Annotated in this window: 9 protein-coding genes; 5 read left to right on the top strand and 4 right to left on the bottom strand. The window is 65.8% G+C overall.

The window, feature by feature from the left end; translation table 11 throughout:
• Positions 1–72 precede the first annotated feature (72 nt).
• Positions 73–1,107: an HDOD domain-containing protein gene (locus VGN46_RS14550; protein WP_331644438.1), complete on the bottom strand. Its 1,035-nt coding sequence runs from the start codon at positions 1,105–1,107 to the stop codon at positions 73–75.
• 219 nt (positions 1,108–1,326) lie between these two features.
• Between VGN46_RS14550 and VGN46_RS14545 the strand changes: the two genes are divergently transcribed.
• The 3 genes from VGN46_RS14545 to VGN46_RS14535 all read left to right on the top strand — a co-directional run bounded on the left by VGN46_RS14545 (position 1,327) and on the right by VGN46_RS14535 (position 3,955).
• A complete protein-coding gene (locus VGN46_RS14545) occupies positions 1,327–2,229 on the top strand; it encodes a pseudouridine synthase (protein WP_331644437.1) in 903 nt (300 codons plus the stop codon).
• A complete protein-coding gene (locus VGN46_RS14540) occupies positions 2,226–3,623 on the top strand; it encodes an MFS transporter (RefSeq protein ID WP_331644436.1) in 1,398 nt (465 codons plus the stop codon). The genes VGN46_RS14545 and VGN46_RS14540 overlap by 4 nt, the downstream gene beginning before the upstream one ends.
• A gap of 89 nt (positions 3,624–3,712) precedes the next feature.
• Positions 3,713–3,955, top strand: a complete 243-nt coding sequence (locus tag VGN46_RS14535; RefSeq protein WP_331644435.1) for a hypothetical protein — start codon at positions 3,713–3,715, stop codon at positions 3,953–3,955.
• Positions 3,956–3,995: 40 nt separating this feature from the next.
• On the opposite strand, the gene aat is transcribed toward VGN46_RS14535, so the two are convergent.
• The 3 genes from aat to trxB are packed head-to-tail and all read right to left on the bottom strand — an operon-like array spanning position 3,996 to position 6,847.
• Positions 3,996–4,709, bottom strand: coding sequence for a leucyl/phenylalanyl-tRNA--protein transferase (gene aat, locus VGN46_RS14530; protein WP_331644434.1), 714 nt, complete (start codon positions 4,707–4,709; stop codon positions 3,996–3,998).
• Positions 4,706–5,839, bottom strand: coding sequence for a GNAT family N-acetyltransferase (locus VGN46_RS14525; protein ID WP_331644433.1), 1,134 nt, complete (start codon positions 5,837–5,839; stop codon positions 4,706–4,708). The genes aat and VGN46_RS14525 overlap by 4 nt, the downstream gene beginning before the upstream one ends.
• A gap of 45 nt (positions 5,840–5,884) precedes the next feature.
• The gene (gene trxB, locus VGN46_RS14520; protein WP_331644432.1) at positions 5,885–6,847 is read right to left on the bottom strand and encodes a thioredoxin-disulfide reductase; all 963 of its coding nucleotides are present in this window, start codon (positions 6,845–6,847) and stop codon (positions 5,885–5,887) included.
• Between the two features lie 211 nt (positions 6,848–7,058).
• On the opposite strand from trxB, the gene VGN46_RS14515 reads away from it, so the two are divergent.
• A complete protein-coding gene (locus VGN46_RS14515; protein ID WP_331644431.1) occupies positions 7,059–8,123 on the top strand; it encodes an alanine dehydrogenase in 1,065 nt (354 codons plus the stop codon).
• 32 nt (positions 8,124–8,155) lie between these two features.
• On the top strand, positions 8,156–10,504 hold the full coding sequence (locus VGN46_RS14510; RefSeq protein ID WP_414675259.1) for a DNA translocase FtsK: 2,349 nt from the start codon (positions 8,156–8,158) through the stop codon (positions 10,502–10,504).
• Positions 10,505–10,506 lie beyond the last annotated feature (2 nt).

Genomic DNA, 10,506 nt, shown 5'->3' with positions numbered 1-10,506 from the left:
AGCGCGCTTGCGCGCGATGGTCGGTTGCCGCGAGCACCCATCGCGCGCAAGCGCGCTCCTACAGGGGTGGGTTCAGGCTTCGGCGGCTGTGGGGGTGCGGAGGTCGTCGCGGGCGGCTAGCAGGCGGTCCTGGCTGAAGCCTTGGGCGGGGGTCGCCAGCAACACGCTTTCCGGATCGGCGAGGCCGTGTTCAACCAGCACATCCAGCATCGCGATGCGGCTGGAGGCGAGCAGCGCGCGCCCGAGTGGCGTGCGGGCGCCGGCGTCGGCCGGGTCGGCGCGTTCAGCCAGGGCCTGGACCACGCGTGACGGGAATTGCCACTGCCGAGCCGCGTGTAGCGAAAGACGTTCGATCTGCTGCCCGATAGCGGCGATGAAGGGCCGGCTCAGGTTGTCCTGGGCGAGGCCCGATGAGGCATCCAGTTCCATCAGGATGGTTTGCGCGCCGGTCTGGGTGACCAGGCCGGCGAGGAAGGCTTCGAACGGATCGGCCGCCGGCCGGCTGAGGAACACGCAGGTGCGTGCGCAGCGTTCGGCGTGTTCCCACAGGCGATCGCCCGCGGCGCGGCTGGTCGGGTCGGTATCGGTGCGCAGGATCGGCCGCATCACGAGTTGCATCACGACGCGGCGCAAGCCGTTCTGGCCGAGCAGGGTGATCGCCTGGGGCAGGCCGGTGACCGGGCGTGTGGTGCGGAAGTAGGCGCTGTTCGCGACCCGGATGATCTCGCCGACCAGCACGGTATCGCGGCTGATCTGTTCGGCCAGCATGCGGCTGCTGGTGTCGTCGCTGCGCAGCGAACGCATCAGCTGCGGGACCACCGAAGGCAGCCGGGGCAGGGTGCTCACGTCGAAGCGTTCGGCGCCGAAGGCGTCGCGCACGCGCCGCACCGCGACCTGTTCAGCCGCGCTCATCGCTGGCTCGGCCGAGGTCGGCACGCCGAGCAGCAGGCGGTAGAAACGATCCTCCACTTCCTCCGCGGCGATCGCGTTGACAGGCCCGCGCTCGTCATCGACGGCCACGGCCACGAATACGTGTTCCGGCTTGGTCCGGCGCGGGGGCACGCCGGTCCCGCGGCCAAATAGCTTCCTGAAGAAACGGCCGATCACGGGTGCAACGACCTCGCCAAACGAAAGTGGGGATAGGTGTTTGCAGTATATGCGCACGACTGGGGGCGGAGTATTGCGCGCACCCATCGCGGGAGCCCACCCCGCCCATAGGGCGGGCTCCCGCGATCGCGCGCAAGCGCGCTCCTACAAAAAACCTGCAGCAGTCCTGTAGGAGCGCGCTTGCGCGCGATAGGCCCGCCGCACGGCACAATGCCCACCATGCCCCACCTCCCCAAAAGCCGCGTCACGCTTCCGCCCGGTCCATGGCCGACCGTGCTGGCATTTCTCGCGGAACGTTTCCCGGCCATCCCATTGGCCGAATGGGCGCAGCGCATGGCGCGCGGCCTGGTGGATGATGGCGACGCGGCGCTCGACCTGGCGACGCCGTACCGCCCAGGTGCCACGGTGTTCTACCGCCGCGAGGTGCCGGCCGAGCCGCGCGTTCCCTTCGAGGAAACCCTGGTCTACGTGGATGACGACCTTGTCGTGGCCGACAAGCCGCACTTCCTGGCGGTAATGCCCGCCGGTGCCTACGTCGAAGAGACCTTATCCGTGCGCCTGGCTCGCCGTCTCGGCAACCCGGACCTGGTCGCGTTGCATCGGCTCGATCGCGCCACCGCCGGTCTGGTCGTGTTCTCCGCGCGCCCGTCCAGCCGCGACGCCTATACGCGCCTGTTCCGCGAGCGGCGGATCGAGAAGACCTACGAAGCCCTGGCGCCACCGTTGCCGGGCCTCACCTTCCCCTATGTGCACGAAAGCCGTCTCGAACGCGGCGAACCGTTCTTCCGCATGCAGGAAGTGCCGGGCGAGCCGAACGCGCGGACGGTCATCGAGGTGCTGGAGCGCGGCGAAGGCCTCTGGCGTTACCGCTTGCAGCCCGTCACTGGCCGCAAACACCAGCTGCGCGTGCACATGGCCGCACTGGGCGCACCGATCGCTGGTGATGTGTTCTACCCGACGCTACGCGATGAACCACCGGGCTTCGCCGAACCCATGTGCCTGCTGGCCCGTGAATTATTCTTCATAGACCCGCTTTCCGGGGCAGAACGGGTGTTCCGCAGCGAACGCGGGTGGGAAGGCTCTGCTAAAATGCCGGCTCCTCCGCCGCGCTCCCCCGGATGACCACCGCCCCTGGCTTTCGCACCGTTGCCCTGATCATCGCGAGCGCGATGTTTATGGAGCAGTTGGACGGCACCATCCTGGCCACCGCGCTACCGGCCATGGCGACCTCGTTTGATGTCTCGCCGCTGCACATGAGCGTGGCGCTGACCTCGTACATGCTCAGCCTCGCCGTATTCATCCCCGCCAGCGGCGCCATCGCCGATCGTTATGGCTCGCGCAACGTGTTCCGCGCGGCCATCGCGCTGTTCACGATCGGCTCGATCCTCTGCGGCTTCGCCTCCAACCTGCCACTGCTGGTGGTGTCACGCCTGCTGCAAGGCATCGGCGGCGCCATGATGGTGCCGGTCGGCCGCCTGGTCCTGCTGCGCTCGGTGCCGAAGTCGGAGCTGGTCAGCGCCATGTCGTGGCTACTCGTGCCGGCGCTGATCGGCCCGGTGGTCGGGCCGCCGCTCGGTGGCTTCATCGTCACCTGGGTGTCGTGGCGCTGGATCTTCTATATCAACGTGCCGATCGGTCTCATCGGTATCTGGCTTGCGACGAAGTACATCCCCGACGTCAGGCTCACCGAGCGCGTGCCGTTCGATCGCATGGGCTTCGTGCTCTCTGGCGCTTCGCTCTCGTGCCTGGTGTTTGGCCTGGAGCTGGCCAGCCGTGGCTCGTCTTCGTTGTACGGTTCGATGGGGCTGATTGTCGCCGGCATGATCTCTGGCACGGGTTACCTGCTGTATTCACGCCGGATCGCGCACCCGATCCTCGATACGTCGCTGATGGCATTCCCCACCTTCCGCCTGTCGGTGATTGCCGGTTCGCTGACGCGCATCACCGCCGGTGCGGTGCCGTTCCTGTTGCCGTTGATGATGCAGCTAGGCTTTGGCCTCTCGGCGGCGCATAGCGGCGTGATCACCTTCGTCTCCGCGCTGGGTGCCATGCTGATGAAGGCCACCGCCGCGCCGGTGCTGCGCCGCTGGGGCTTCCGCGCGACGCTGGTGTGGAACGGGGTGTTCTCGATGGTCTGCGTGGCGCTATGCGCCGCATTCCGGCCGGACTGGCCGTTGTGGATCATCTATGCGGTGCTGCTGTTCTCCGGGTTTTTCCAGTCGCTGCAGTTCAGCGCGTACAACACGGTGGCGTACGCGGACGTGCCGAGCGAGCGGTTCTCGAGCGCGACGAGCTTCTATACGACGTTTCAGCAGCTGATGCTGTCACTGGGTATCTGCGTGGCGGCCGCGGCGTTGCAGGTGAGCGTGGTGTGGGGCGGCCGGGAGCACGCGGCGTTGCCGGACTTTAGCGTGGCCTTCCTCGTCGTTACCTTCATTTCGCTACTCGCCGCGCCCGTGTGTGCGCTGCTGCCGAAGAACGCCGGCGCTGAAATGAGTGGCCATCGCTCGCGGTAGGTTTAGCTGACCCAGCGAAAGTGCCACGAAAGGATCGCCATCCTAAATGGCGTCGCGCACACGACGGCGGCGGGCATTGAAGGCAAGAAATGACGAGCGAGAACTACCGACTATTTCATCTCGCCGCGCTTCTCGTGCTTGGAATCAGTGCCATCCCTAGCTGGCGGATCTATCTCAAATACCGAGCGCTCTACGGGCAAGATGTGACGGCTCTTGGGCAAATCAAAAGGCTCATCGCTGAAGGTAACCGAGACGGTTATGTCGCGCTCTGGGCAAGCGTCATTGCGGTAGTCGCTGGACTCATTTTGATCGTTATGCCGTTCCTGCACTGATAGGAAGTCAGCAAGGTAACGCGTGGTTACTGAGGACCTATCACTTAGGAAGCGGTACCTGCGCTTTGATCCAGCTGCCGGGCATACCAGGCATCGCAGCCAGGCGGCGGGCCTGGGCGACGAACTGCTTTCGCGGGAGTTCGATGGCGCCCATGCTCACCAGATGTGGGTTGGTGACCTGGGCATCGAGCAAGGGAAACCCCCAGCCGTGCAGCAGCTGGCACAGGCCGGCCAGCGCCACCTTCGAACCACCCGTGCGCGCGCTGAACATCGATTCGCCGCAGAACAGCCGGCCGATCGCTACGCCGTAAATGCCACCGACCAGCGAGCCGCGGTCCCACACCTCCACACTGTGTGCGTGACCTAGTCGGTGCAGCTCCATATAGGCAGCGATCATTTCATCGCTGATCCACGTGCCGGGCTGGCCATTGCGTGGCTCGGCGCAGGCGCGCATGACGCGCGCGAAGGACGTATCCGCTGTGAGCCGCCAGTTCGTCTTCGCCAGCTGCTTCTGGAAGCTGCGGCTTATGTGCACGCCGTCGGTACGGAACACGCAGCGCGGATCCGGCGACCACCAGAGGATCGGCTCATCGGCGTTGAACCACGGGAACACGCCCTGTGAATACGCGGCCAGCAAACGCGCAGCCGAAAGGTCGCCGCCCCAGGCGAGCAGGCCGTTGGGTTCGTCCATGGCCTGTTCCGGATCGGGGAACTGGCCAGGGCGGGTGAGGTGGAGCTGGGGCAGGCGAATCATCGTTCCGCGTACGGCGAATGGGTGAGCAGTTCGGCCCGGTAAGCGTCGCGGTGTTCGGCTTCTTGTTCAAGCGCCTCGGCCACGGCGCGGCGGAAGCCTTCGTGGGCGATGTAATGGCGCGAGTGGGTGAGGGTGGGCAGGAAGCCGCGGGCCAGCTTGTGCTCGCCCTGGGCGCCCGGCTCGAAGCGGGTGAGGCCTTCGCGGATCGCATAGTCGATGCCGCGGTAATAGCAGAGCTCGAAATGCAACCCCGAGACCTCGACACTGGCCCCCCAGTAACGCCCGTACAGGGCACCGCCGCCGCGCAGGAACAAGGCCATGGCGACGATATCGCGCTCGTCGCGGGCCATCGCCACCTGTACGTCCCGGCCGAGTGTGCGGCCCAGGTACTGGAAGAACCGCGCGGTCAGCGCCGCGTGGTTGCCCTTCATGTCGAAGGTCAGCTCGTACAGGCCGTGGATCTGCCGCCATTCGGTATCGGAGAGTTCATCGCCGCCGCGCATCTCCAGGGTGAGCCCCGATGCATGCGCCTTGGCCCGTTCCTGGCGGATGTTCTTCCGCTTCTTGGCGGTCAGGGCGCCGAGGAAGTCGTCGAACGTTCCGTAACCCTGGTTATGCCAGTGGAACTGGAAGTCCGACCGGGCAAGCCACTCGTCGTCGAAGGCATGCAGGTCAGCGTCCGCGAGGAAATTGGCGTGGATCGACGACAGTCCCAGCCGTTCGGCCTCGTCGACCAGGGCCCCGGTCAGCCGGTTCCGGTACACGTCCGCCAACCGCCCCTCGCGCACCAGCAGGCGCGGCCCGGGCACTGGCGAGTAGGGCGAGGCGACCAGCATCTTCGGGTAGTACTGCCCGCCGGCGCGTTCCCAGGCGGCGGCCCAGCTCCAGTCGAAGACGAACTCGCCGTGCGAGTTGCCCTTCAGGTAGGTGGGGGCGGCGGCGACCAGGCGGCCATCGTCGAAGATCGCGAGGTGATAGGGCGCCCAGCCGTAGTCATCACGCAGGCAGCCCTTCGCTTCCATCCCGTGCAGGAACGCATGGGAGACGAAGGGGTTGCCATCGGGGATAAGCGCGTCCCAGTCAGCGGCGGGGACATCGCGCAGGCCCTGCAGGAAGCGGACGTCGTTCATGAGGAAAGGCCCCGCGCGGTCAGCAGCGCGGGGCCTTCGGTTCCATCAATCGAGCTTGTGGTTCATATCGAGCCAGCGCTCGGCATCCAGCGCGGCCATGCAGCCGAAGCCGGCCGAGGTGATCGCCTGGCGGTACACGTGGTCGGCCACATCGCCCGCGGCAAACACGCCCGGGACCGAGGTCGCGGTGGCCATGCCGGCCAGGCCGGACTGGATCTGGATGTAGCCATCCTTCATATCGAGCTGGCCATCGAAGATGCCGGTGTTCGGGGTGTGGCCGATCGCCACGAAGAAGCCCTGCACCTCGAGGTCGCGCTTGGTACCGGTGTTGATGTCCTTCACGCGCACGCCGTTGACGCCGGAGTCATCGCCCAGCACTTCATCGACCTGGCTGTTCCAGATCAGCTCGATCTTGCCCGCGGCGGCCTTTTCGAACACCTTGTCCTGCTGGATCTTCTCGGCACGCAGCTTGTCGCGGCGGTGGACCAGGTAGACCTTGCGGGCGATGTTGGAGAGGTACAGCGCCTCTTCCACGGCGGTGTTGCCGCCACCGACCACGACCACGTCCTGGTCGCGGAAGAAGAAGCCATCGCAGGTGGCGCAAGCGGAGACGCCGCGGCCCTTGAACTTCTCTTCCGAGGCGATGCCCAGGTACTTGGCGGTGGCGCCGGTAGTGATGATCAGCGCATCACAGGTGTACTCGCCGCCGTCGCCCTTCAGGCGGAACGGGCGGTTGCTGAGGTCCACGTTATGGACATGGTCGAACACCATCTCGGTCTCGAAGCGCTCGGCGTGTTCGGCCATGCGGCGCATGAGCTCCGGACCCTGCACGCCCTTTTCGTCGCCCGGCCAGTTGTCCACCTCGGTGGTGGTCATCAGCTGGCCACCCTGCTGCAGGCCGGTGACCATCATCGGCTTCAGGTTGGCGCGGGCCGCGTAGACGGCGGCCGTGTAGCCGGCCGGACCAGAGCCGAGGATAAGCAATCGGCTGTGCTTGGGGGTGCTCATGTATAATCCTTCAGGTTTGCTGCGGCTGTTTCATTCGTACCGCTCGCCTCTTGCGGCAGGAAGCTGAAGCCGTGTCGAGGTTCTGCGAGATTGCGTCGACCCGGAAGAATGGGGAAGACGGGGGTGCGATTCAAGACATTCGCTACATGCCGGTGGCCGCCCATGTCCCCACATGGGGGCTTATTTCTGTACTTTCAGGATCTTCCCTAAGATGCGCATTGGTATCCCCTCCGAAACCAAGACCCTTGAAGGCCGCGTGGCCCTCATCCCGGCTGCGGCCGCCGATCTGGTCCGCCGTGGCCATGAGGTCTTCATCCAGTCCGGTGCCGGCACCAAGAGCGGTTACGCCGATGCCGATTATTCGGCCCTGGGCGTCACCGTGGTGGCCGACGCCGCCGCCGTTTATGAAAAGGGCGAGTTGATCGTCAAGGTCAAGGAACCGATCGAGGGCGATCTCAAGCTCCTTAAGAAGCACCACCTGCTGTTCTGCTACCTGCACCTGGCCGCCGAGCCGGCGCTCACCAAGAGCCTGCTGGACATCGGCCTGACCGGTATCGCCTTCGAGTCCGTGGACGAGAACGGCGCGCTGCCGCTGCTGCTGCCGATGTCGGTCATCGCCGGCCGCATCGCCACCCAGATCGGCACCACGCTCCTGCACCAGCCGAACGGTGGCAAGGGCAAGCTGCTCGGCGGCATGGCCTCCACCCCGCGTGGCAAGGTCGTGGTGCTCGGCGCCGGTGCCGCCGGTGGCAACGCTGCCGCCCTGGCCGCCCAGGCCGGTGCCAACGTGGTGGTGTTCGACAAGCGCCCGGACCGCATGGCCGAAATGATGGCCCTGGGCCCCAACGTCACCGCGCTGTACGCCTACGAGTCGTCGGTCGCTGAAGAAGTGCGTAACGCCGACATCGTCGTCGGCGCCGTGCTGATCCCCAGCGCCAAGGCCCCGCGCGTGGTCACCGAAGATATGGTCAAGACCATGGAGAAGGGCTCGGTCCTCGTCGATATCTCGATCGACCAGGGCGGTTGCTTCGAAACCTCGCGTCCGACCACCTGGAAGGAGCCGACCTACACCGTGCACGGCGTGACGCACTTCTGCGTGACCAACATGCCGGGCGCCGTGCCGCAGACCTCGTCCACCGCCATTTCGGCCGCCATCCTGCCGTACGTGCAGCGCCTGGCTGCCGGCAATGAGTGGCGCGACTACGCCCCGCTGGCCGTCGGCATCAACATCGAAGGCGGCAAGCTGGTGCACCCGGCGCTTCAGGGCATGGCATGATGCCCCGCACCGAAGCCGGAGTGGTTCGCTAAGTGGCGCGCAGCGCGAAAGTAGTCAAGAAACAGGCCCGGGCCCAGCCCAAGGCCGCCAAGGAGGGCTTGAGCGAGGAGCTCAAGCGCCGCCTGCGTGAAGCGGGAGCCCTGCTGTTGCTCCCGCTCGCCCTGTACCTGCTGGTTTGCCTGCTCAGCTACAACGATCAGGATCCCAGCTGGGGCCACATGGGCGTGGCCGAGCACGCCACCAATTTCGGTGGTGCGGTGGGCGCGAACATCGCCAACCTGCTCCGGTACATCTTCGGCCTGGTTTCTTACTTCTTTCCGCTGCTCCTGCTGGCCCTGGGCATCCAGGTCCTGCGCCACCGTGGCGAGCGCAACGTCCAGCCGTGGGAACCTTCCCTGCGGCTGATCGGCTTCGTGTTCTTCTTCATCACCGCGCCGGCCCTGATCTACCTGAACGTCACCGAGACCCCCGTGTTGCCGGAAGGCCCGGGCGGTATCGTCGGCAAGTGGGTAGGCCACGGCCTGCACAATGCGTTTGGCGACAAGGGCGCACCGCTGCTCCTGCTGGCGGTGTGCCTTATCGCGATCACGCTGGCCACCGGCCTGTCGTGGTTCAAGCTGATGGACGCCACCGGCGAGCTGGTCATGAAAATGGGCGGCTGGTTCGGCGGCAAGGTGCGTCAGGCCCCCGAGGTCATGGCTGCGCGTTCCGCCCGCGCCGAGCGCGAGGTGGTCAAGAAAGCCGAGGCGGTGAAGCAGGCGAAGCGTGAGCCGGTGCGGATCGAAACGCCCGCGCCCATGGTCGTGAAGAGCGACCGCGCTGTCCGCGAAAACCAGATTCCGCTGTTTACCGGCGCGTCGATGGATGGCGAAGTGCCGCCGTTGTCGCTGCTGGATGAAGCCCCGCCGCAGGGCCCGGGCTATTCCGAAGAAACCCTTGAAGTGCTCTCGCGCCAGGTCGAGCTGAAGCTGCGCGATTTCCGCGTGGAAGCCCGCGTGGCCGGCGTGTACCCGGGCCCGGTTATCACCCGTTTTGAACTGGAACCGGCTGCCGGCGTGCGTGGCAGCCAGGTCTCCAGCCTCGACAAGGACATCGCCCGCGGTCTTTCCGTGGTCAGCGTCCGCGTCGTGGATGTCATTCCCGGCAAGAACGTCATCGGCCTGGAAATCCCGAATACCAAGAAGCAGATCGTCTACCTCTCGGAGATCCTTAAATCCGAGCGTTTCGACCAGGTGAAGTCGCCGCTGGCGCTGGCCCTGGGCAAGGACATCGGCGGCAAGGCCGTGGTGGCCGATCTGGCGAAGATGCCCCACCTGCTCGTCGCCGGTACCACCGGTTCGGGTAAGTCGGTGGCGGTGAATGCCATGGTCCTCAGCCTGCTCTACAAGAGCAGCGCCAAGGATGTGCGCATGATCATGATCGACCCGAAGATGCTGGAGCTTTCGGTTTACGAAGGCATCCCGCACCTGCTGGCGCCCGTGGTCACCGATATGAAGGAAGCCGCCAACGCGCTGCGCTGGTGTGTCGCCGAGATGGAGCGCCGCTACAAGCTGATGGCCGCGGTGGGCGTACGTAACCTCGGTGGCTTCAACAAGAAGGTGAAGGACGCCGAGTCGTCGGGCCAGCCGCTGCTGGATCCGCTGTTCCGCGCCAACCCCGATATGCCCGGCATGGTCGCCGAGCCGCTGGAAACCCTGCCGCACATCGTCATCATCATCGACGAATTCGCCGACATGATGATGATCGTCGGCAAGAAGGTCGAAGAACTCATCGCGCGCCTGGCGCAGAAGGCGCGCGCCGCCGGCGTGCACCTGATCCTCGCCACCCAGCGTCCGTCGGTGGATGTGATCACCGGTTTGATCAAGGCGAACATCCCGACGCGTATCGCGTTCCAGGTCTCGTCGAAGATCGACTCGCGCACCATCCTTGACCAGAGCGGCGCCGAAGCGCTGCTCGGCCACGGTGACATGCTTTACCTGCCGCCCGGCACGGCCACGCCCGAGCGCGTGCACGGCGCCTTCGTGGATGACCACGAGGTGCATAACGTGGTCGAGTGGCTGCGTGCGCAGGGTTCGCCGAACTACATCGAGGGCGTGCTCGAGGAAGTGCAGAGCACGTCGGATGGCAAGATCATCAATGACGCTGGCCTCCCGCAGGAAGTCGACGGCGATGGCGACAGCGATAACGCGCTGTACGACCGTGCCGTGCGCGTGGTGACGGAGACGCGCCGCGCCTCCATCTCCGGCGTGCAGCGTCACCTGCGCATTGGCTATAACCGTGCCGCCCGCCTCGTCGAACAGATGGAGCAGGAAGGCATCGTCAGCGCGCCCCAGCACAACGGCAACCGCGAAGTGCTGGCGCCGCCGCCGCCCAAGGATTAACC

The sequence above is a fragment of the Luteibacter sp. genome (assembly GCF_036500425.1).
Lineage (GTDB): Bacteria > Pseudomonadota > Gammaproteobacteria > Xanthomonadales > Rhodanobacteraceae > Luteibacter.
The sequence above is the reverse complement of the archived record's forward strand: the minus strand, read 5'-3'. Positions and strand labels throughout refer to the sequence as shown.

Excerpts from the sequence above, each read along its gene's own strand:
- VGN46_RS14545 (WP_331644437.1), top strand. The coding sequence starts at position 1,327 with ATGCCCCACCTCCCCAAAAGCCGCGTCACGCTTCCGCCCGGTCCATGG.
- VGN46_RS14540 (WP_331644436.1), top strand. The coding sequence starts at position 2,226 with ATGACCACCGCCCCTGGCTTTCGCACCGTTGCCCTGATCATCGCGAGC.
- VGN46_RS14535 (WP_331644435.1), top strand. The coding sequence starts at position 3,713 with ATGACGAGCGAGAACTACCGACTATTTCATCTCGCCGCGCTTCTCGTG.
- aat (WP_331644434.1), bottom strand. The coding sequence starts at position 4,709 with ATGATTCGCCTGCCCCAGCTCCACCTCACCCGCCCTGGCCAGTTCCCC.
- VGN46_RS14525 (WP_331644433.1), bottom strand. The coding sequence starts at position 5,839 with ATGAACGACGTCCGCTTCCTGCAGGGCCTGCGCGATGTCCCCGCCGCT.
- trxB (WP_331644432.1), bottom strand. The coding sequence starts at position 6,847 with ATGAGCACCCCCAAGCACAGCCGATTGCTTATCCTCGGCTCTGGTCCG.
- VGN46_RS14515 (WP_331644431.1), top strand. The coding sequence starts at position 7,059 with ATGCGCATTGGTATCCCCTCCGAAACCAAGACCCTTGAAGGCCGCGTG.